The organism is Nocardioides thalensis (genome assembly GCF_013410655.1).
Taxonomy (GTDB): domain Bacteria; phylum Actinomycetota; class Actinomycetes; order Propionibacteriales; family Nocardioidaceae; genus Nocardioides; species Nocardioides thalensis.
Genome location: NZ_JACCFP010000001.1, coordinates 3,445,255 through 3,466,921 on the forward strand (window position 1 = coordinate 3,445,255; position 21,667 = coordinate 3,466,921).

The 21,667-nt window shown below is 72.5% G+C and carries 20 protein-coding genes; 5 read left to right on the forward strand and 15 right to left on the reverse strand.

Going from position 1 to position 21,667, the window contains the following annotated elements; all coding sequences use genetic code 11:
* Positions 1-6: 6 nt before the first annotated feature.
* From HNR19_RS16735 to HNR19_RS16760, 6 genes are all read right to left on the reverse strand, one after another.
* Entirely contained in the window at positions 7-762 is a 756-nt protein-coding gene (locus tag HNR19_RS16735; protein ID WP_179668968.1) for a methyltransferase domain-containing protein, read from the reverse strand.
* Entirely contained in the window at positions 755-1,780 is a 1,026-nt protein-coding gene (locus HNR19_RS16740) for a phosphotransferase (protein WP_179668969.1), read from the reverse strand. Before HNR19_RS16740 ends, HNR19_RS16735 begins: the two co-directional genes overlap by 8 nt.
* On the reverse strand, positions 1,773-2,159 hold the full coding sequence (locus HNR19_RS16745; protein WP_179668970.1) for a nuclear transport factor 2-like protein: 387 nt from the start codon (positions 2,157-2,159) through the stop codon (positions 1,773-1,775). Before HNR19_RS16745 ends, HNR19_RS16740 begins: the two co-directional genes overlap by 8 nt.
* A gap of 88 nt (positions 2,160-2,247) precedes the next feature.
* Positions 2,248-3,702 (reverse strand): aldehyde dehydrogenase, encoded by a 1,455-nt coding sequence (locus HNR19_RS16750; protein ID WP_179668971.1) that lies wholly within the window; start codon positions 3,700-3,702, stop codon positions 2,248-2,250.
* Positions 3,703-3,714: 12 nt separating this feature from the next.
* Complete coding sequence (locus tag HNR19_RS16755; RefSeq protein ID WP_179668972.1) at positions 3,715-4,878, reverse strand: Rv3169 family protein; 1,164 nt, start codon at positions 4,876-4,878, stop codon at positions 3,715-3,717.
* Complete coding sequence (locus HNR19_RS16760) at positions 4,875-6,002, reverse strand: phosphotransferase family protein (protein WP_218910292.1); 1,128 nt, start codon at positions 6,000-6,002, stop codon at positions 4,875-4,877. Before HNR19_RS16760 ends, HNR19_RS16755 begins: the two co-directional genes overlap by 4 nt.
* Positions 6,003-6,098: 96 nt before the next feature.
* On the opposite strand from HNR19_RS16760, the gene HNR19_RS16765 reads away from it, so the two are divergent.
* Complete coding sequence (locus HNR19_RS16765; RefSeq protein WP_179668973.1) at positions 6,099-6,587, forward strand: nitroreductase family deazaflavin-dependent oxidoreductase; 489 nt, start codon at positions 6,099-6,101, stop codon at positions 6,585-6,587.
* Between the two features lie 84 nt (positions 6,588-6,671).
* Here HNR19_RS16765 and HNR19_RS16770 read toward each other — a convergent pair whose 3' ends face one another.
* Together HNR19_RS16770 and guaB are read right to left on the reverse strand one after the other, a co-directional pair.
* Entirely contained in the window at positions 6,672-7,781 is a 1,110-nt protein-coding gene (locus HNR19_RS16770) for a GuaB3 family IMP dehydrogenase-related protein (RefSeq protein ID WP_179668974.1), read from the reverse strand.
* 19 nt (positions 7,782-7,800) lie between these two features.
* Positions 7,801-9,303, reverse strand: a complete 1,503-nt coding sequence (gene guaB / locus HNR19_RS16775) for an IMP dehydrogenase (protein ID WP_179668975.1) — start codon at positions 9,301-9,303, stop codon at positions 7,801-7,803.
* Between the two features lie 94 nt (positions 9,304-9,397).
* Between guaB and zwf the strand changes: the two genes are divergently transcribed.
* Positions 9,398-10,837, forward strand: coding sequence for a glucose-6-phosphate dehydrogenase (gene zwf, locus HNR19_RS16780; RefSeq protein ID WP_343047243.1), 1,440 nt, complete (start codon positions 9,398-9,400; stop codon positions 10,835-10,837).
* A 6-nt stretch (positions 10,838-10,843) separates the two neighbouring features.
* Here zwf and HNR19_RS16785 read toward each other — a convergent pair whose 3' ends face one another.
* Positions 10,844-12,139: an FAD-binding oxidoreductase gene (locus tag HNR19_RS16785; protein WP_179668976.1), complete on the reverse strand. Its 1,296-nt coding sequence runs from the start codon at positions 12,137-12,139 to the stop codon at positions 10,844-10,846.
* A 194-nt stretch (positions 12,140-12,333) separates the two neighbouring features.
* On the opposite strand from HNR19_RS16785, the gene HNR19_RS16790 reads away from it, so the two are divergent.
* Both HNR19_RS16790 and HNR19_RS16795 read left to right on the forward strand, forming a co-directional pair.
* Positions 12,334-13,101, forward strand: coding sequence for a sensor histidine kinase (locus HNR19_RS16790; RefSeq protein WP_179668977.1), 768 nt, complete (start codon positions 12,334-12,336; stop codon positions 13,099-13,101).
* Positions 13,098-13,760, forward strand: coding sequence for a response regulator (locus HNR19_RS16795; protein WP_179668978.1), 663 nt, complete (start codon positions 13,098-13,100; stop codon positions 13,758-13,760). The genes HNR19_RS16790 and HNR19_RS16795 overlap by 4 nt, the downstream gene beginning before the upstream one ends.
* Positions 13,761-13,799: 39 nt before the next feature.
* On the opposite strand, the gene HNR19_RS16800 is transcribed toward HNR19_RS16795, so the two are convergent.
* The 6 genes from HNR19_RS16800 to groES form a co-directional block, all read right to left on the reverse strand.
* The gene (locus HNR19_RS16800) at positions 13,800-14,801 is read right to left on the reverse strand and encodes a cytochrome d ubiquinol oxidase subunit II (protein ID WP_179668979.1); all 1,002 of its coding nucleotides are present in this window, start codon (positions 14,799-14,801) and stop codon (positions 13,800-13,802) included.
* The gene (locus HNR19_RS16805) at positions 14,798-16,207 is read right to left on the reverse strand and encodes a cytochrome ubiquinol oxidase subunit I (RefSeq protein ID WP_343047244.1); all 1,410 of its coding nucleotides are present in this window, start codon (positions 16,205-16,207) and stop codon (positions 14,798-14,800) included. The genes HNR19_RS16800 and HNR19_RS16805 overlap by 4 nt, the downstream gene beginning before the upstream one ends.
* Positions 16,208-16,370: 163 nt before the next feature.
* Positions 16,371-17,243, reverse strand: a complete 873-nt coding sequence (locus tag HNR19_RS16810; protein ID WP_179668980.1) for a GNAT family N-acetyltransferase — start codon at positions 17,241-17,243, stop codon at positions 16,371-16,373.
* 61 nt (positions 17,244-17,304) lie between these two features.
* Complete coding sequence (locus HNR19_RS23615; RefSeq protein ID WP_343047245.1) at positions 17,305-18,078, reverse strand: DUF1684 domain-containing protein; 774 nt, start codon at positions 18,076-18,078, stop codon at positions 17,305-17,307.
* Between the two features lie 79 nt (positions 18,079-18,157).
* Positions 18,158-19,780, reverse strand: a complete 1,623-nt coding sequence (gene groL / locus HNR19_RS16820; protein ID WP_179668981.1) for a chaperonin GroEL — start codon at positions 19,778-19,780, stop codon at positions 18,158-18,160.
* Between the two features lie 130 nt (positions 19,781-19,910).
* Positions 19,911-20,207, reverse strand: a complete 297-nt coding sequence (gene groES, locus HNR19_RS16825) for a co-chaperone GroES (protein WP_179668982.1) — start codon at positions 20,205-20,207, stop codon at positions 19,911-19,913.
* A gap of 192 nt (positions 20,208-20,399) precedes the next feature.
* Here groES and HNR19_RS16830 point away from each other — a divergent pair, with 192 nt between their 5' ends.
* Positions 20,400-21,575, forward strand: coding sequence for a THUMP-like domain-containing protein (locus HNR19_RS16830; protein ID WP_179668983.1), 1,176 nt, complete (start codon positions 20,400-20,402; stop codon positions 21,573-21,575).
* Positions 21,576-21,667: the final 92 nt, after the last annotated feature.

Consider the following 21,667-nt stretch of genomic DNA (forward strand, 5'->3'; position numbering starts at 1 on the left):
GCTTGGTCATCTCAGCGCGGTGAGGACCACCATCGCGACGACCAGCGGCGGCATCCCGTCGACGACCGCCTCGGCCTCGTCGCGCACGCGGAGCCTCTCGTCGGGCGCGAGCGCCGCCACGAACGGCGCGGTGTGGGCCATGCCCAGCCGCCAGGCCACGAGGTCGACAGCGCTCCGCATCCCGGTGTCGACGTCGACGACGTCGCTCCACACCTCGGTGAAGCCGGCGCGCTCCGCGCAGCCGGCGAGGTCGCCCGGCCCCGGGTTGGCATCGGCACGCGCGACGGCGTACCACTCCGGCGTCTCGAAGCCGTGCCGCGCGAGCACCTCGTCGACGGCGTCCTTCGCCGGATGGGCCCACTCGGGCGCGTAGCTCGACGCGACGAGCGCGCCGGCCACCCGGCGCAGCTCGATCATCGGCGGCACCGGGTCGGTGAAGTGGTTGAGCGAGAACGCCGCGACGGCCAGGTCGAACGCGCCGTCGCGGAACGGGAGCCGGGTGAGGTCGCCGACCGTGGAGAGCGCCGGCGCCCGCGGCAGCATGGCGGAGGCGAGGTCGACCGCGACCACGCTGCCCGCGCCACGCCGGCGCATCGCGTCTCCGGCCACGCCGGTGCCGGCGCCGGCGTCCAGCACGCGCGCGGCCGCGACGTCGACGGGGGCGTGCTCGGCCATCGCCTCCGCCATCCGCGCATACATCCGCTCCGGGCCCGCCCGCCACGCGGCGGCCGCGGCGTCGTACGACGTGCCGATCTCACCCACGCACGCCATCGTGGCCCAGCAACGGGGCCGCCGCCACCACTCGCTCCTCCCACCACGCCAGCTCGTCGTCGTACCCGCCGAGCGCCTTCTCCCAGCCGAACTGCACCAGCGCGCCGAGCAGGCACAGTGCGAGCTGGCGGTCCCACCACGGCTCGGTCGCGACACCGTGCCGCTCGAGCGCCGCTCGGTAGGCAGCGATCGCCTCCTCCTTGGGGGTCGGCAGCCGCCGGCAGTTGATCGCGAGGTACCAGGCGAGGTCGCTCACCGGCGCGCCGATGCCGGGCAGCTCCCAGTCCAGCAGCACCGTGCGCTCCCCGTCGTCGGTGCCCAGGTTGTCGAGCTTCCAGTTGCCGTGGACGAACGTCTGCGGCGTCGTCGCGAGCGCGTCGACGAGGGGACCCGGCTCGTGGACGAGTGGTACGACGACCGCGGCCGCGCGGGGCGCGACCCGCTCCAGCAGCGGCCACCCCTGCGCGACCAGCCGGGGCACCAGGTGGTCCGAGCCGAGCGCGGCCTCGGCGGCCGCCATCCGCGGGGAGAGCTCGAGGTAGCGGTCGGCGGGCGGGACCACCGCGAGGTCGGGGCCGGCGTCCCAGAACCTCGCGTGCAGGGCCGCCATGTGGTCCAGGAAGCGCTCGTGCTGGTCGAGCGGCACCACCGTGTCGTCGGCCGGGACCAGCCACCTGCCGACGTCGTGCATGAGGAGCGCCGACCGCTGCGGACGGTCGTGGTCGTGGGCGACGGCGACGATCGGCTGGTTGAAGCAGTCCGGCAGCGCGTCGAGGACCCCGCGGCGCCACAGCTCGACCGGGGGCCCGCCCGGCACGTCGGCCGCGCCCTCGATGCGCAGGCTCCAGTCGGCGTCGCGGTCGAGGTGCTTCACCACGTACGGCGCGCCGCCGATCGTGACTCGCTCGAGGATCGCCCCGGACTTGCCGGGGCCGTCGAGGGTGACTCGGTCCTCGGCGCCCGCGAGCAGCTCGTCGACCGAGGTGAGCACGGGTCGCACGTCAGGCATCGGCCGCCTCCATCTCCGCGAGGAGGGACGCGGGCCAGCGACCGCCGCACATGACGACGTCGCGCACGATGCGGTCGTCGACCACGTCGAGCAGGTGCACGTGGTGCCCGGCGTGAGGGACGCCGGCCTCGGTCCAGGTCAGCAGGTACTCGACGACCTCGCCGCCCTCGATCGGGTGCCGGCGCAGCTGTTCGAGCCGGCCGGGGTCGGCGAACCAGCCGCGGTAGGTCGCGCGGATCTCGTCGGCTCCCCGCTTGTGGAAGCGCCACTCGGGCACGGTCGCGTCGAGCGTGGCGTCCGGCGCCCAGGCGTCGCAGCTGTCGATGGTCGCGTCACGGACCGCTGCGAGGAAGCGGTCGACCGCGGTCGGCTGGCTCATGCTGGCCTCCTGGCCTGCTCGTCGGATCAGCCCGAGCCTGTCCGGCCAGCCTTGCAGCGCGGTTGCAGCCGCGCCAGCCCTCCCCGCGCTACATCGGCGGCGCCGACAGGTAGACCGACTTCAGCTCGGTGTACTGCGCGAGACCCTCCGGCCCGAACTCGCGACCCACCCCCGACGCCTTGAAGCCGCCGAACGGAGCCGCGAAGTCCATCGTGTAGGTGTTCACGCCGTAGGTGCCGGTGCGGACCCGGCGAGCGACGTCGAGCCCCGCCTCCTGGTCGGCGGTCCAGACGGTGCCCGCCAGGCCGTAGTCGGAGTCGTTGGCGATCCGCACGGCATCGTCCACGTCGTCGTACGGGATCACCGAGAGGACCGGGCCGAAGATCTCCTCCTGGGCGATCCGCATCCGGTTGTCGACGCCGGCGAAGACCGTGGGCCGGACGTACCACCCGCTGGTGAGGCCCTCGGGCATGCCGAGCCCTCCGGTGAGCAGCTCGGCGCCCTCCTCCTGGCCGAGCGCGATGTACTTCTCCACCCGCTCCTGCTGGCGCTGCGCGACCATCGGGCCGATCTCGGTAGCTGGGTCGAGCGGGTCGCCGACCTTCATGCCACCGATCGCCGACGCGAGCTGCGCCGCGAACTCGTCGTGCCGGTCGCGACTCACGAGCACCCGGGTCTGGGCGACGCACGCCTGGCCGGAGTTCATGACGCCGACGAACTTCAGGCCCTCGAGCGTCGTGGTCAGGTCGGCGTCGTCGAGGACGATCGCGGCCGACTTGCCGCCGAGCTCGAGGGAGCATCGCTTGAGCTGCTCGCCACAGATCGCACCGATCCGGCGGCCGGCCGCGGTCGACCCGGTGAACGCCACCTTGTCGACCCCCGGGTGGGAGACGAGGTGCTCCCCCGCCTCGCGACCGGCGGCGACGATGTTGACGACGCCGGGGGGCACGCCGGCCTCCTGGAGGAGCTCGGCCATCAGGTAGCCGTCGAGCGGCGTCTCCGGCGCCGGCTTCACCACGACCGTGCAGCCCGCGAGCAGGGCGGGGACGACCTTGGACATGATCGTGAACTGCGGGACGTTCCACGGCGGGATCGCCGCGACCACGCCCACCGGCTCGTGCCGCACCATCACGTCGGCCCCGAGCGCGCCGGGGCGCGTGGACTCCCAGGGGAACTCCCGCGCGATGGTCAGGAACGCCTCGATCTGCATCCACGGCGCCGGCGACTGCGCGAGGTTGCTGAAGGAGATCGGCGAGCCCATCTCGGTCGAGATGATCTCGGCCATCTCGCCCAGCTTCGCGGCGTACAGCCCGGAGAACGCCTGGACGACGTCGATCCGCTCCTGCGGCGACATCCGCGGCCACGGGCCCTCGTCGAACGCGCGCCGCGCCGCGGCGACCGCCGCGTCGATGTCGGCCGTCGTGCCCTCGGGGACCCGGGCCACCACCTGCTCGGTGTGCGGCGACACCACCTCCAGCTGCTGGTCGGTGGCGGGCTTCGCCCACTCTCCGTCGATGAAGAGCGCGTCTCTGTCGAGCGTCATTGCGTGTCCTTCCTAGGGAGCGAGGTCGAACCAGTCCTTGAAACCGGAGGGGTCGTGCCGGCCGAGGGCACCGTGCTCGAACAGCCCCCAGCCCTCCGAGCCGTCCGGTACGCCGGCACCCGGCCCGTGCACCGTGGCCGAGCCGACGTGGTCGATCACCCCGAACATCACCCGGCCGGCGACGGCGGGGTCTTTCATGTCGTAGGTGAAGCGCTCGGAGAAGCCCTCGCCCTTCCAGGTGCCGTGCGCCCAGTCGGGGTCGCCGCCGTAGCCGCCGCCGACGTGGATCGGCACCGGCAGGTGGGAGCGGACCTCGAACGAGAGGTCCTTGCCGTCGGGCGTCGTGCAGTGGATCGTCGCGCCGGTCGGCACCCGGGTGCCGGAGCCGTAGCGGATCTCGACGCGCGGCCAACCGAGCTGCTCGACCCTGCCGTCTTTCCAGACCCGGGTGCAGTCGTTGAGCACCCGGTAGCCGTCGGGCGCCTCCTGGATGATCAGGCAGATGCAGAACTCGTCGAACGCGATCGGCACGTAGAGCCACCACATGCCCTCGAACGGTGGGTCGGCGGGCTTGCCCGCGGGCATCGCCTCGCCCTGCGGGCGGATGCCCCACGAGCGGTCGCGGGAGCCGGTCCACACGTCGGGCGTCACCGCGATCTCCTCGCCGTCGATCGCGATCACGCCCTCCCAGCTGCCGACCTGGGCGAACCGCTGCGCGTCGAGCACGGTGCCGGAGCCCTGGCGCATCACGTGCGGCAGCTCCTGGATGGCGGGGAAGAGCCCCCGCCACGTGAGGTCGATCGCCACCCCCTCGGTCTCGTCCAGGACGACCCGGAGCTGCTGGAGCGGCTCGACGACCTCGATCCGGTAGCCGCCCACGCGGTGCTCCATCCGGTCGCCACCGCGCACGTCGGCCGCGTCGGACAGGTGGACCGCGGTCTGGGTGTCGCCGCGCCGGACGAGCACGAACGCGTCTTTCGTGCCGAGGTTGGGGTAGAAGCCCATCCCGGTGATCAGGAAGATGTCGCCGCTTCGGTCGTGGCAGTTGAGGTAGGACCGGTCGTAGAAGTGCCGGTCGCTGCTGCCGGCCCAGGCCACCGGCCGGGGCAGCTGGTGGATCGGGTACTCGTCGAGGGGCCCGAGCCCGACGTACTCCCCGTGCAGGCCGTGACTCATGCGCCGACCTCGTCGAGGATGCGCTCGACCAGCGGCTTGCAGTGGAACAGCGACTCGACGTCGTCGGGGCGCTCGATCTCGCCGAAGTGCACCTGGCGGGCGCCGGTGCGCATGAAGACGATGCACCAGATGACGCCGTTGTAGACGTGGTACCAGGACAGGTCGCCGAGCGTGGCCCCGCTCAGCCGTTCGTACGTCGCGCGCACGTCGGCCTCGGTGAGGTAGTCGGGCATGCCCGGCAGGCCCATCATCTCGGTGATCGTCTGGAACACCTGGTGCGCGAAGACGATCCAGGAGACGTCGAGCTCGCGCGGTCCGAGCGAGGCCATCTCCCAGTCGAGGACGGCGACCGGCTCGAAGTCGCGGTACATGACGTTGCCGATCCGCGAGTCGCCCCAGCTCAGCACGGCGTCGTCGGTGGCGGGGACGTTGGACTCCAGCCACGCGAGCGCCCGGTCGACCAGGGGCGAGCGACCGACGTCGCCGGCCGCCCACTCGTACCACCCGCGCACGGCCGCCAGGTTGCGCGCCAGCACCGTCTCACCCGGATAGCCGGGGTCGAGGAACGAGAAGGTGGTCGCGGCGTCCGGGATGCTGTGCAGCTCGGCGAGGACGCCGACCGTGCTGTCCTGCAGGCGCGCGCGGTCCTCGGGGGCTGCGTCGAAGAGCCAGTTGTCGCCGAACGTGTAGGGCATCACGTCGGGCGGCACGATCCCGTCGACCCGATCCATGAGGAAGAACGGCGAGCCGATCACCTCGCCGGTCGGCTCGAGCCAGCGCACGCCGGGCACGGGGACCTCGGTCAGCTCGCCGACGAGCCGCATCACGTCGTACTGCGCATCCAGCGCGTAGTGCGGGAAGACCGGGATGTCCTCCTCCCGCGGGGCGACCCGGGCGACGTACTCACCGACCTGCTGTCGGCCGTCCTCGGTCCAGGCGACGTCGAGCACGACCGTCTCGGACGACATGCCGTTGGCCTCGATGCCGGCGTGGATCGTCACCTTCGGCGCGGCTCCGTCGGGCAGCCGGGCGGCGAGCCACTCCTCGAGCCGTCCGGTCAGCGAGGCCACGTCCCGGCCGGATCTCTGCATCGTGAAGTCGGCCGGTGGGGTGGCTTGCGTCAACGTCTCCTCCTGGGGGTACCTGACCGCCCGAGCGTCCCTGTGATCGGGGTCACGGCAGGTTCCCAGCGTCCTGGAACGTGTTCTAGTTTGTCAATCATGGGTCTCCCCACCGAACGGCCGTCCGGGCTCGACTCCCCCGTCACCGCCAAGGCCATCAAGTACATGGCCAAGGGCCAGGTCGCGGTCTTCCGCGCGACCAACGGCCGGATCGGCTCGAAGTGGCGGATCGGCGCGGGCTTCCGCAAGCCGGTGCCGACGCTGCTGCTCAACCACGTCGGCCGGAAGTCGGGCCGCCCGTTCACCACGCCCCTGCTCTACATGGAGGACGGCCCGAACCTCGTGATCGTCGGCTCGCAGGGCGGGCTGCCCAAGGACCCGCAGTGGCTGCACAACCTGGTGGCCAACCCGGACGCCACGGTCGAGCTCAAGGGCGAGGGCGTACGCCGGGTGCGTGCCCGCGTGGCCGGCCCCGAGGAGCGCGCCGCGCTGTGGCCGCGGCTGGTCGAGCTCTACGCCGACTTCGACAAGTACCAGTCGTGGACCGAGCGGGAGATCAAGGTGGTCGTCCTCGAGGCGACCAAGTGAGCGCCAGCGCCCAGCGAGGAACGAGCTCGGGGCGCTGAGCGCGAGCGCGGGAGCCAGGCCCGAAGGGCCTAGGCGAGGTGAGGATCAGACCTGCGCGACGACCTCGACCCGCTGGAACTCCTTGAGCTCGGTGTAGCCCGTCGTCGCCATCGAGCGGCGCAGCGCGCCGACGAGGTTCATCGTGCCGTCGGCGACGTGGGAGGGGCCGAACAGGATCTCCTCGATGGTGCCGATCCGGTCGAACTCGACGCGCTGGCCGCGCGGGAGGTCGGCGTGGTGCGCCTCGGCGCCCCAGTGGAAGCCGCGGCCGGGGGCGTCGGTCGCGCGGGCGAACGGCGAGCCCACCATGACGGCGTCGGCGCCGCAGGCGATGGCCTTGGCGACGTCGCCGGACTTGCCGATCGAGCCGTCGGCGATCACGTGGACGTAGCGGCCGCCGGACTCGTCGAGGTAGTCGCGCCGGGCTGCGGCGACGTCGGCCACCGCGGAGGCCATGGGTACGGCGACGCCGAGCACCGTGCGGGTGGTGTGCGCCGAGCCTCCGCCGAAGCCGACGAGCACGCCGGCCGCGCCGGTGCGCATCAGGTGCAGCGCGGCCTGGTGGGTGGCGCAGCCGCCGACGATCACCGGCACGTCGAGCTCGTAGATGAACTCCTTGAGGTTCAGCGGCTCGGCCTGGCTCGAGACGTGCTCCGCGGAGACCGTGGTGCCGCGGATGACGAACATGTCGACGCCCGCGTCGACGACGGTCTTCGCGAACTCCTTGGTGCGCTGCGGAGACAGCGAGCCGGCGACGGTGACACCCGCGGCGCGGATCTGGCGCAGCCGCTCGGTGATCAGCTCGGCCTTGATCGGCTCGGCGTAGATCTCCTGGAGCTTGGCCGTCGCCTCGGCGCCCCGGAGGCCGGCGACCTCCTCCAGCAGCGGCTCCGGGTCGGCGTACCGCGTCCAGATGCCCTCGAGGTTGAGCACGCCGAGGCCGCCGTACTGCCCGAACGCGATGGCGGTCGACGGCGACATGACCGAGTCCATCGGGGCGGCGAGGATCGGCACCGAGAACCGGTAGGCGTCGATCTGCCAGTCGACGCTGATCTCCTCGGGGTCGCGGGTGCGCCGGGACGGCACGATCGCGATGTCGTCGAAGGAGTAGGCACGGCGGGCGCGCTTCGCGCGGCCGATCTCGATGTCGGTCACCGGCAAAGACTACCGAGCGTCAACGACCCTGGTAGTTCGGCGCCTCGACAGTCATCTCGATGTCGTGCGGGTGGCTCTCCTTGAGCGACGCCGAGGTGATCCGGATGAACCGGCCCTTGTCCTGGAGCTCGGGGATGGTCCGCGCGCCGACGTAGAACATCGACTGGGACAGGCCACCGAGCAGCTGGTGGGCGACGCTGGACAACGGGCCCTTGTAGGCGACGCGGCCCTCGATGCCCTCCGGGACGATCTTGTCGTCGCTGGTGACCTCGGCCTGGAAGTAGCGGTCCTTGGAGTAGGACTTCTTGCCGCGCGAGGACATGGCGCCCATCGAGCCCATGCCGCGGTAGGACTTGTACTGCTTGCCCTGGTGGAAGATCACCTCGCCCGGCGCCTCCTCGCAGCCCGCGAGCATCGATCCGATCATCACCGACTCGGCGCCGGCGACGATGGCCTTGGCGATGTCGCCTGACTGCTGGAGCCCGCCGTCGGCGATGACCGGGACGCCCGCGGGCCTCGCCGCGAGGGAGGCCTCGTAGACCGCGGTGACCTGGGGTACGCCGCAGCCGGTGACCACGCGCGTGGTGCAGATCGAACCGGGGCCGAACCCGACCTTGACCGCGTCGGCGCCGGCGTCGACGAACGCCTGCGCGCCTTCCCGGGTCGCGACGTTGCCGCCGATGACCTGCACGTGCTGGGTCGCGGGGTCGTTCTTGAGCCGGCGCACCATGTCGAGCAGCAGCGTGACGTGGCCGTGGGCGGTGTCGGCGACGAGGACGTCGACGCCGGCCTCGATGAGGGTGGTGGCCCGCTCCCACGCGTCGCCGAAGTAGCCGATCGCGGCGCCGACCATCAGGCGGCCGTCGGCGTCCTTGGACGCGAGCGGGAACTGCTCGGACTTCACGAAGTCCTTGACGGTGATCAGCCCGCCGAGGCGGCCCTCGTCGTCGACGAGGGGCAGCCGCTCGCGCTTGTGCTTGCGCAGCAGCATGTTGGCCTCTTCGCGGCTGATGCCGACCTTGCCGGTGATCAGCGGCATCGGCGTCATGACCTCGTCGACCTTGGTGGTCGCCCACTCCGCGACGGGGGTGAAGCGCAGGTCGCGGTTGGTGCAGATGCCGAGCAGGCGGTTGTCGCTGTCGACGACCGGGAGGCCGGAGACGCGGTACTCGCCGCAGATCCGGTCGAGGTCCTCCAGCGTCGCGTCGGGGCCGATGGTGATCGGGTTGGAGATGATGCCGGTCTGGGTGCGCTTGACCAGGTCGACCTGGTAGGCCTGCTCCTCGGTCGACAGGTTGCGGTGGAGGATGCCGATGCCACCCTGGCGCGCCATCGCGATCGCCATCCGCGACTCCGTCACGGTGTCCATCGCGGCGCTGATGAGCGGCGCCTTCAGCGAGATCTCACGCGTGAGGCGCGTGGTCGTGTCGATCTCGTCCGGCGCGAGGTCGGAATGACCGGGCAGCAGCAGGACGTCGTCGTAGGTCAGACCGAGGGCGGCGAACTTCTCAGGGACCTCCATGAAGGAATCCTACGGGCAGGACCGGCGCTCCTCCGAACCGGCGATCATGGGCGGAGCGGTGGCGTTGCTCACGCCCGTCCGTCAGGCTGGAGCCGTGCAATCCGACCTTCCTCCGCACGTCCTCGTCCTCTTCGGCGCGACGGGCGATCTCGCGGCCCGCAAGCTGTTCCCCGGCCTCTACCGGTTGGCCCTCGCCAAGCGGCTCCCGGCCCAGATCGCGATCATCGGCAGCGGGCGACGATCGCCCGGCTCCGACGACGACTTCCGCGCCACCGTGCGCGCGGCGCTGGACGAGTTCGTCGGCGACGTCGACGAGCCCGTCGCAGAGGGGCTGCTCGAGCGCATCACGTTCGTGCCCTCCTCCGCCGACGACGGTACGGCGCTCGCGGCCGCCGTACGCGACGCAGAAGACCGGCTCGCCCTCGACGCCGGCGTGACCATCGGCGACGTACGCCGTCTCCTCTACCTGTCGGTGCCGCCGCAGGCCGTGTCCGGCATGGTCGGGATGTTCGCGCGAGAGCAGCTGGACGAGCGCGCGCGGCTGGTCGCGGAGAAGCCGTTCGGCACCGACCTCGAGTCCGCGCGCCAGCTCGACGCCACGCTGGGCGAGGTGTTCACCGAGGACCAGGTGTTCCGCATCGACCACTTCATCGGCAAGGAGGCGGTGCAGAACATCCTCGCGCTCCGCTTCGCCAACGGCCTGTTCGAGCCGGCGTGGAACCGGCACAGCATCGAGTCGGTGCAGATCGACGTCCCCGAGAAGCTCACGGTCGAGGGCCGCGGCAGCTTCTACGAGGGCACCGGCTGCCTGCGCGACATGGTCACCACGCACCTGTGCCAGCTGCTCGGGTTCGTCGCGATCGAGGACCCGCACGCGTTCCGCGAGGGCGCGATCCGCGCGGCGAAGTCCGCGGTCTTCGCGGCGATCCGCCCGCTCGACCCCGAGCGCGTCGTCTACGGGCAGTACGACGGCTACCGCGACGAGCCCGACGTGGCCGAGGACTCCGACGTGGAGACGTTCGTGGCCATCGAGGCGTGGATCGACAACGACCGGTGGCGCGGCGTGCCGTTCTACCTCCGCACCGGCAAGGCCCTGGCGGCCGGCAGCCGCACGATCACGGTCCGGTTCACCGACCCGCGGCACCGCTGGCTCCAGCCGGCGGTGCCCGGCCGGCACGAGCCCAACGAGCTGGTCATCGAGCTCAGCGACGAGCCGCGGATCGCCATCGACGTACGCGCGAAGCGGCCGGGGCCCGACATGGCGCTCGTCGAGGGCGTGTTCCGGCTCGACCTCGCGTGCGACGCCCCGGACGCCGGCCCGCTGGAGGCCTACGAGCGGCTGCTGCTCGACGTCATGCGCGGCGACCGCACCCTGTTCACCAGCGCCGCCGAGGTCGAGCGGCTGTGGGAGATCTGCCAGCCGGTGCTCGCGCACCCGCCGGCCGTCGAGCCCTACCCGCAGGGCTCGTGGGGCCCGCAGTCCGCGCTCGACCTGCCCCTCGGCGGGTGGCGGCTCGGCAACCACCCGGCGTGACGCGTCTCAGGCCCCGCCGCCCCGCGCCCCCGGGCGCTCGACGAGCGGTGGCACGTTGAGGTTGTGGCGGAACCGGTTGCCGGGGTCGTAGGCGCGCTTCACCGCCGACAGGCGCACCCGCGTCGCGGTGGGGTACGCCGCCGCGAGATCGTCCGGCCCGGCTGAGCCGTGCAGGCCGACGTAGCAGCCGAGGCCGCGTGCCGCGACGTCTTGCCACGACCCGAGTGCGGCGGCGGCCTCCGCCGGGCTCGCCGTCGCCGGCTGCATCGCCGCGCACAGCACCATCGCCTCGGCGTCCCTGTGGGCGAACGCGGTGGCGTCGGCGGGCACGCGGGCGACCGCGCCACCGAGCGCGCGCAGCGCGATGTGGACCGGCGCCGGCCCCGCGTGCAGGCGGTCGATCGCCGTGAGCACCTCGTCGTCGAGGGACCGGACCAAAGTGTTGCGGACGACCGGCCGCAGCCCCGGCGGGTGGGCAGGCCCGGTCTCGAGGATCTCCGAGCATCGCCGCTCGGCCAGGTTCCAGTTGGCGACCGGGCCGAGGTCGAAGAGTGGGAAGACCGGGTCGCCGGGGCCGTGCTCCGCCCCGCCGACGTCCGGCGCGTGACACAGGAGCACGGTCGCCGTCGTCGGCCCGTCCGCACCCGAGGGCGCCAGGACGAGGGTGCTCGACAGCTCGTCGGGCGCTTCGCGCATCGCGTCGCGCCACCGCGCGACGAGCCCGCGCGGGTCGTCGGACCGGTAGGTCACGGACCCGAACCGCACGCTCTCCACGGGCTGCACGACGAAGTCGAAGTCGACCACGACCCCGAAGTTGCCCCCGCCGCCGCGCAGCGCCCAGAAGAGGGCGGGGTTCACGTCCTCCGACGCGATCACCAGCTGGCCGTCGGCGGTCACCACGCGCGCCGCGACGAGGTGGTCGATCGCCAGGCCGTGCTTGCGGACCAGCCACCCGATCCCGCCCGCCAGGGTGAGGCCGCCGACGCCGACGGACGCCGTGTCGCCCGCCGTCAGGGCCCAGCCGTGCCGGTCGAGCACGGCGGCCACGCGCCCCCAGGTGGCGCCGGCGCCGACGCGCACCAGCCGCCGCGAGCTGTCGAGCACCTCGAACGCGTCGAGGTCGGCCAGGTCGATGAGGAGGCAGCGTTCGTCGGCGCCGTGGTCGATCAGGCCGTGCCCGCCGGCGCGCACGGCGACCCTCAGCCCGTCGCGCGCAGCACCGGCAACGGCGGCGGCCACCTCCTTAGGGCCACGCGGCCGGACGGCGACGGCCGTCGATCCGTCGGACAGGTGCACACTCATGGGGTCTCCCTCGGTCGCTGTCAGGACGCAGCCGATCCTGTTCGAGCGGGGGCCCGTGCGCGTCGCCCCGTCGGCGTCTCTTCCTGGTGCCCCGGTGGGGTGCGACCGGGTGCCCGGGTACGGCGCTCGGCGTACCTGCGACGTACTCCCCTCGGCGGACGCGCACGCACCGGCGGCGACCTAGGATCCCTGGCATGCGGATGACCCCTGGTCGACAGCGGCTCTTCGCCGCCGGATGGCTCGTCTCGGCGGGGGTGGGCTTCGTCGCGCTCAAGCAGTGGAACGCCCGGCTGCGCGAGGCCGAGCAGCGCGCCGAGGCCGCCGAGCGGAGCCGGGACGAGGCGGCCCGCCGCCGCGCCGTCGAGGAGCGGCTCCGGATCGCCCGCGAGCTGCACGACTCGCTCACCCACAGCATCTCGGTCATCAAGGTCCAGGCGGGCGTCGCGGCCCATCTCGCCCGCAAGAACGGCGAGGAGCCGTCGGAGGCCCTCCTCGCGATCCAGGCCGCCAGCACCGACGCCGTCCGCGAGCTCCGCGACACCCTCGACGTGCTCCGCCGCGACGACGCCGACAGCGGCAGCGGCCTCGACCGCCTCCCGGCACTCGTGGGCTCGGTCAGGTCCTCGGGGGTTCCCGCGAGCCTGCGGGTGATCGGCGCGCGGCGCCCGCTCCCCCCAGCCGTCGACCGTGCGGCCTACCGCGTCGTCCAGGAGGCGCTCACCAACACGACCCGCCACGCCGGCGACGCGACGGCCTCGGTCGAGATCACGTACGGCGACCGCGTCCTGACGATCCGGGTCGAGGACGACGGGGCGGGGTCGGCGCCGTCGCCCGTGCCGGGCTACGGCCTCGTCGGCATGCGCGAGCGCATCACCGCGCTCGGCGGCCGGCTCAGCGCGGGACCGCTCCCCGAGCGCGGCTTCCGGGTGCACGCCGAGCTGCCGCTGGGCGAGGCGTCGTGATCCGCGTCGTCCTCGTCGACGACCAGTCCCTGATCCGGACCGGCATCCGCGCCCTCCTCGACGCCGAGGACGACATCACCGTGGTCGGCGAGGGCACCACCGGTGTCGAGGGCGTCGCCCTCGCGACCGAGCTGCGACCGGACATCGTGCTGATGGACGTGCAGATGCCCGAGATGGACGGGATCGAGGCGACCCGGCAGATCACCGGGGACGACCGTCTCGACGGCGTCCACGTCGTGATGCTGACCAACTACGGCCTCGACGAGTACGTCTTCAACGCGCTCCGCGCCGGCGCGTCCGGCTTCGTCGTGAAGGACACCGAGCCGGAGGAGCTGATCCAGGCCCTCCACGTCACGGTGCGCGGCGACGCCCTGTTGTCCCCCGCGGTGACCCGCCGCCTCATCAGCGAGTTCGTCTCCCGCCCGGCCGACGTCCTGCCCGACGCCGACCTCGGCCGGCTGACCAACCGCGAGCGCGAGGTCGTCGCCCTCGTCGCCCACGGCCTGAGCAACGACGAGATCGCCGAGCGCATGGTGCTGAGCCCGATGACGGCGAAGACCCACGTCAGTCGCGCGATGACCAAGCTGGGCGCCCGCGACCGGGCCCAGCTCGTCGTGCTCGCCTACCAGTCGGGCCTGGTCTCCGCGCGCGCCGGCTGAGGTGCCCGGAGTCGGTCATCGCGGTGCCGGCAGCGGTGCTCAGTGCCGCGACCACTCCTCCGACTGCGTGAGCCGGAGCAGGTAGACCAGCGGCGGCACGACGACGACCGCGGCCAGGCCGACGGCGACGAGCAGACCCTGGAGAGTGGCGGTCGCGCCGGCGGCGTCGTGGATCGTGACCTCGTCGACGAGCAGCCACGGGTACTGCCCGACGCCCCACCCGGAGACGACGGCCGCGACGGCCGCGACCGCGGTCAACCTGGCGACGTCGTAGCGACGCGTCCACAGCAGCCCCAGGGTCGCGGCTCCGGCGAGGGCGGAGGCCACGACGAGCGGGGCGGCCCGGCCCGCGAGGCCGTCGCTCAGCGTCGACGCGTCCTCGTGGATCGGCCACAGGGCGGCGAACACGACGGCACCGGTGACCGCGCCGACCACGAGGGCGCGGGTGCGCAGCTCCTCCGCCAGCCGGTCGTGGCCACCGCGCCGGGCGTCGGCGACGAGGAAGGTGCCCGCGAGGAAGGCACAGGTGCCGACCGCGATCACGCCGCCGAACAGCGACGTCGGGTTGAGCCACGACGACCAGCGGTCGCCGGAGCCGTCGAGCGGCACCCGACCCGATGCGATCGCGCCGGCGATGGTCCCGAAGAAGAACGGCGTGATGATCGACGACGCCGCGAAGACGACGCCGAAGAGCCGCGCCTGCTCGAGCGTCTCGGAGAACTTGCGGAACGCGAAGCTGGCGCCGCGCAGCACGATGCCCAGCAGCGCGAGGAGCAGTGGCAGGACGAGGGTGGTCATCGCCGCCGCGAACGACTCGGGGAAGGCGGTCCACCAGATCACCAGCACGTAGATCAGCCAGACGTGGTTGGCCTCCCACACCGGGCCGATGCTGTGGTCGACCAGGGTGCGCAGCTCGGCGCCGCGGCGGCTGCTGCCCGCGGTGAGGTCGAAGAACCCCGACCCGAAGTCGGCGCCGCCGAGCACGGCGTACGCGATGACGCCGACGAACAGGGCGGCCGCGACCGCGACCTCGAGGCTCATCGCTCGTCCCCCGACGTGCCGGCGACGACCTCGGGGGCGTACGGGCTCGGGAGGTCCACGGCGCCGGCCCGCCAGCGCCGTGCCATGGAGCGGAGTACGACGACCGCGCCCCACGTCATCGCCGTGTAGACCACGACGGTGGCGCCGAGCAACCACCACAGTCCCGAGTAGCTGCCGGCCGCGTCCTCGGTGCGCATCACGCCGTAGACGATCCAGGGCTGCCGACCCACCTCCGTGGCGATCCAGCCGGCCTCCATCGCGACCGCGGCCAGCGGGCCCGCTACTGCGGCTCCGCGGAGGAACCAGCGCTTCTCGAGCAGGTCGCGGCCGCGCCGGCGCTGGTACCAGAACCAGAGCACGGCCACCATCAGCAGCGTGCCGATGCCGACCATGGTCTGGAAGGCCCAGTGGGCGATGTTGACCGGCGGCCGGTCCTCCTCCGGGATCGCGTCGAGGCCCGGCACCGGGTCGTCGAAGGAGTTCATCGCGATCAGCGAGCCGATCGCCGGGATGTCGATGGCGCCTCGCACCTCGCCGTCCACGAGGACACCCCCGAGCCGCAACGGCGCAGGACTCTCCTCCTCCAGCGCCAGCTCGAACGCGGCGAGCTTCGACGGCTGGCGCTCGTCGAGCCCCAGGCCGAGGACGTGGCCCATGAACGGCTGGCACACCGCCGCGACGCTGGCGAACACGAACGGCACGAGGAACCCGATCCGGTGGTGCTCGTCGCGGCGCCCGCGCAGCATGCCCACGGCGTACACGCCGGCGACGGCGAAGCCGGTCACCATGTAGGCCGCGAGCCACATGTGGGCGAACTGCAGGAGCGCGTGCTGGTTGAAGAGCACCTGCCAGGGCTGGACGTCGGTCACCTCGCCGTCGACCAGCCGGAAACCGGTCGGGACGTTCATCCAGGCGTTGACGGCGAGCACGCAGTAGGCGCCGAAGATGCCCATCGCCGCCATCGGCAGCACCATCAGCACGTGGCGCTTCGGGGGCATCCGGCCCCAGCCGTAGAGGTAGATGCCGAGGAAGATCGCCTCGAGGAAGAATGCCAGCCCCTCGAACGCGAACGGCAGGCCGAGCACGTCGCCGTACTTCCCCATCAGGCCGGGCCAGAGGACGCCCATCTCGAAGCTGAGCACCGTGCCCGAGACCGCGCCGATCGCGAACAGCACGGCGGAGGCCTTCGCCCAGCGTTGCGCCAGCCCGAGGGCCACCGGGTCGTCGCGGCGGATGCCGCGCAGGTGCATCACGAAGATCATCGCCGGGAACGCCACGCCGAAGCAGGCGATGACGATGTGCCACCCCAACGACAAGGCCATCTGCTGCCGGGCCGGCATCAGCCCCTCGGGCTCGGTCGAGGCAGCGAGCTGCGCGAGGACGTCGGCGACCACGTCGGGAGTCACGACCCCGACGTTAGGCCCCCGTCAGGCCGGGATCACGACTTTGTGAATCTTTTCACGAGGTGTGCTCCGGAGGTCGAGGCCGCGCCCGCCTCACTCCGGTGGCCGAGGAGGCGCCCGCTCCGCCCCGGTGGTCGAGGAGGCGCCCCGGCGCCGTCACGAGACCTCAGGCCCGCAGGTCCGACAGGCTGATCCGGATGGTGACCGTCTCCCCCGCCATCCGGATCCGGCCGCGCAGGCCGGCCGCGAGCACCATCGGGAGCACGGCCCGCGTCTCGGCCGGCGCGGTCAGCACGACCTCGTCGGCGCCGGCGGACCGGGCGCGCCGGACGACCTCGGCGAGCAGGCGGGTGCCGATGCCCCGGCGCTGCCAGGCGGGGTCGACCCACAGGTCGACCGGCCACGGCTCGGCGCCCTCGCCCACGACGTAGTCGCCGCGGCCGGCGACCAGGCCGTTGACCAGGGCCGACACGGTGCGGCCCTCGCTGACGTACTCGGGCTCGACGTCGCCCGCCGAGGTCGGCGGCGCCGGCGGCCCCTGGCGGGCCAGCACGTCGGTCACGAGTTCGGCCATCGCGGAGCCGCGCTCGCGCTCGGTCGGCGTGAAGGGGGTCGCGCGCCGGATCTGGACCACCGCGTTGCCGACGGTCAGCTCGAGCACGTCCTCGACCCCGCCGGTGGGCGCGACGTCGGCATCGAAGAGATGGGCGACCACCTCGGGGAACGTCTCGGGCTCGTCGAGCACCTTCTTCGCGGCCCGGACGTAGCGGGTGGGCTGGTCGTCCAGCGCCCCCTCGCCGCACGGCAGGGCGACGACCGAGTCGGCGCCGGCCCGCTCGACCAGGGCGACCAGGTCACCGGCCTGCCACTCCTCGGAGGTGCGGAGGACGAGCTCGTCGGTCACCCGCTCCTGGCCGGGGAAGACCTGGACGCCGTCGATGTTGACGCCGGCCTTCCCGCACTCGTGCGCGAGCGCCGCCAGCGCACCCGGGCGGTTCGGCAGGTTGGCGCGCACCCTCCACAGCATGGTGCTCAGCATGCCGCATCCGGGTCACGGGAATCGATCGTCGATGTTTCGCCCGATCGCGCGGGCCGGCCGCTCACGGCTTCTGCTCCCCCGCCTCGACGGGCACCGGGAGCCGGTTGGCCGGCGGCGGGAACGGGCAGGTCGTGAACGACGTGTAGGCGCACGGCAGGTTGATGGCGCGGTTGAAGTCGACGACCACGGCGCCGTCCGGGCCGGGACGCGCCACGGTCAGCTGGCGGCCGGCGCCGTACGTCGTGACGCCGGAGGTGGCGTCGGCGAAGAGGATCCAGAGCGCGTCGCCGTCGGCGAGCGCGACCAGCCGCCGCTGCTCCCCGGCGAGCGTGAACTCGACCTCGCCGACCGCCTGCTCCACCTGCACCCAGCCGTCCACCACGGTGTCGACGCCGAGCTCGACGGCATCGGGGTAGGGGTGGAACCGCCCGGCCAGCACCCAGTCCAGGCTCGGCGGGTACGTCGGCGTCGGGCGGTGCGCGAGGCGCAGCGGGTGGTCGGGGTGGCGCGGTCGCAGCATGGGCGCGCCGCCACGGGTGGCGATCTCCACGACCGCGTCGCCGTACGACGCCTCGACCCCGGTGCTGTCGAGGACGCCGAACACGTGGCGGCCGCGCACCGGTCGGCCGCCGACCTCGAGCGTCTCGCCGTCGCCGAGCGCGACCTCGACGCCGTCCTCACCGATCCACCAGTCGCCCGGCACGTCGTCGAAGCGCTGTGGCTCCGCGGTCAGCCAGTGCAGCCCGGTGATGGCGAGGTAGCCGTAGGGCGCACTGAGCCGGTCCTCGCGCTCGCGCCGCCAGGCGTGCCACGCCCCGAGATAGTCGTCGGACACGCTGGCGATCGTAGGTCAGGGACCACGACGGCCGCCCCGCACGAGGCGGAGCGGCCGTCAGTGGTGGACGAGGAACCGGTCAGTGGCCGTGGCCGTGACCGTGGCCGGCGGCCGCGGTCTCCTCTTCCTCCTCGGGCTTGTCGACGACCAGCGTCTCGGTCGTCAGCAGCATCGCGGCGATCGAGGTGGCGTTGACGAGCGCCGAGCGGGTGACCTTGACCGGGTCGAGGACGCCCTGGGCGACGAGGTCGCCGTACTCGCCGGTCGCGGCGTTGTAGCCGTTGCCGACGCCGAGCTCGCGCACCTTGGTCGTGACGACGTAGCCGTTCTCGCCGCCGTTCTCGGCGATCCAGCGCAGCGGCTCGTCGGCGGCCTTGCGCACGATGCGCACGCCGACGGCCTCGTCGCCGGTGAGGCCGAGGTCCTTGTCCAGGGCGGAGACCGCGTGGATGAGCGCGGAGCCACCGCCGGGGACGATGCCCTCCTCGATCGCGGCGCGCGTCGCGGAGACGGCGTCCTCGATGCGGTGCTTCTTCTCCTTCAGCTCCACCTCGGTGGCGGCGCCGACCTTGATGACGCAGACGCCGCCGGCGAGCTTGGCGAGGCGCTCCTGGAGCTTCTCCTCGTCCCAGTCGCTGTCGGCGGTCTCGATCTCGGCGCGGATCTGGTTGACCCGGGCCTCGACGGCGGCGGCGTCACCGGCGCCGTCGACGATCGTGGTCGCGTCCTTGGTGACCACGACGCGGCGGGCCTGGCCCAGCACGTCGAGACCGACCTGGTCGAGCTTGAGGCCGACCTCCGGGGCGATGACCGTGCCGCCGGTGAGGATCGCGATGTCCTGCATCATCGCCTTGCGGCGGTCGCCGAAGGCGGGGCTCTTCACGGCGACGGCGTTGAACGTGCCACGGATCTTGTTGACGACCAGGGTCGAGAGGGCCTCGCCGTCGACGTCCTCGGCGAGGATGAACAGCGGCTTGCCGGCCTGGATGACCTTCTCCAGCAGGGGCAGCAGGTCGGCGATCGCCGAGATCTTCCCCTGGTGCAGCAGGATGTAGGGGTCGTCGAGCACGGCCTCCATCCGCTCCGGGTCGGTCACGAAGTACGCCGACAGGTAGCCCTTGTCGAACTGCATGCCCTCGGTGAAGTCGAGCTCGGTGCCCATGGTGTTGGACTCCTCGACGGTGATGACACCGTCCTTGCCGACCTTGTCGAAGGCCTCGGCGAGCAGGTCGCCGATGACGCTGTCGCGCGAGGAGATGGTGGCGACCGACGCCATGTCCTCCTTGGACTCCACCTCACGGGCGGTCGCGAGGAGGGCGTCGGAGACGGCCTGGGCCGCGGCGTCCATGCCGCGCTTGATGCCCATCGGGTTGGCGCCGGCGGCGACCGCGCGGAGCCCCTCGTGCACCATCGCCTGGGCGAGGACGGTCGCGGTCGTCGTGCCGTCACCGGCGACGTCGTTGGTCTTGGTCGCGACCTCCTTGGTGAGCTGGGCACCGAGGTTCTCGAACGGGTCGTCCAGCTCGACCTCGCGGGCGACGGTGACGCCGTCGTTGGTGATCGTGGGGGCGCCCCACTTCTTGTCGAGGACGACGTAGCGGCCCTTGGGGCCCAGCGTCACCTTGACCGCGTTCGCCAGCGCGTCGACGCCGCGCTCGAGGGCGCGGCGGGCGCCCTCGTCGAACTCAAGGATCTTCGGCATTCAGACTCCTAAAAATGGAAGGGCCTGACGTGCCTGGCGCCCGGCTGGCAAGCCGGGGGCGCGAAGGCGACCTGAAAAGCGAAGCGGTCGTCGAGCGCCCCCGGCGCAGCCAGGCGGGATGCCAGGTGCGTCAGGAAACGACGGCGAGGACGTCGCGGGCGGAAAGGATGAGGAACTCCTCGCCGCCGTACTTGACCTCGGTGCCGCCGTACTTGCTGTAGATGACCTTGTCGCCCACGGCGACGTCGAGCGGGATCCGGCCGTCGCCGTCCTCGTTGAAGCGGCCCGGGCCGGTCGCGACGACCTCACCCTCCTGCGGCTTCTCCTTGGCGGTGTCAGGGATCACCAGACCGGACGCCGTGGTCTGCTCGGCCTCGAGCGGCTTGACCACGATCCGGTCCTCGAGGGGCTTGATGTTGACCGACACGATTGTCGACCTCCACTTTCTTGGATACAGGTGTCTGCACGTGTGGGGCTCGCGTGAGATACGCCGTCGCGGGGGTCGCACCGCCTGCGAGCACTGGCACACTCACGGGGAGAGTGCCAATGTCGAAACTAGCACTCACCGCCAGAGAGTGCCAGGGGTGGGGTCGGTGCCGGTCTCTGGAAGGATCGCGACGTGGACCTCGACGACTTCCGGTGGCTGCTCACCGACGACGGCCAGACGCTCCTCGCGCGGGCGGCCGAGCTGGTCGCGGGCGGCGACACCGAGCTCCACGTGCAGACCGAGCTGCGGCGTACGGCGGAGCCGGGCCGGGTTGCTGCGGCGCTGACCCAGGTCGAGCTCCGCACGAAGGCGGTCGCCAAGTTCGGGGACCTCGCGGCCCGCATGTACTTCACGCCCGACGCGCTCGAGCAGGCCACGCGACTGCCGGTCTCGACGCACCGCGCCGGCCGGATGCAGGCGTACGGCGCCCGCACGCTCATCGATCTCGGGTGCGGCATCGGCGGCGACCTCGTGGCTGCCGCCCGCGCCGGCCTGATCTGCGCAGGCGTCGACCTCGACCCGGTGCGAGTCGCGGTCGCGCAGGCCAACCTCGACGCCCTCGGGCTCCCCGGAGCGACCCAGGTCGCCGACGCGACGAAGGTCGACCACTCGGCGTTCGACCTCGCGTTCGTCGACCCCGCCCGCCGGGGCGGGGCGGGGCGCACCTTCGACGCCGCGGAGTGGACGCCGCCGTGGACGTTCGTCGAGTCGCTGCTGCGACGCGACGCCTGCGTGAAGGCCGCCCCCGGGATCCCGCACGCGCTGGTCCCCGACGGCGTCGAGGCCGAGTGGGTCAGCGACGGCGGCGAGGTCAAGGAGGCCGTCCTCTGGAGCGGCCGCACCGCGACCACCGCCCGCCGCGCCACCGTCATCGGCGCGGGCGGCCTGGCGACGCTGACCGACGAGGACGACCCCGGCATCGGTGAGGTCGGCGTGCGCGACTTCGGTGCCTACCTCTACGAGCCCGACGGCGCGGTGATCCGGGCGGGGCTCGTCACGGCGGTCGCGGCGGGCGTGGACGGCGGCCTGCTCGACGAGAAGATCGCCTACGTCACCTCCGACGAGCCGTTCCGCACACCGTTCGCCCGCGGCTATCGGGTGCTCGAGGAGCTTCCCTATCGCGAGAAGCAGCTCAAGGCAGCGCTCCGGGAGCGCGCCATCGGTCGGCTCACCATCAAGAAGCGCGGCGTCCACGTCGTACCCGACGAGCTGCGCAGGCGGCTCGCGCTCTCCGGCGGCTCCGAGGCGACGATCGTGCTCACCCGCGCCGCTGGAGAGGGCACCTGCCTGCTGGTCGAGCCGTTGTGACGGTCGGCGCCGGCGCCGGCGAGCGCGGTCCGGTGGGCCGAGCCGGGAAAGTGCGACAGGAAATTCGAGAAACCGCGTGATGAACCGGATCC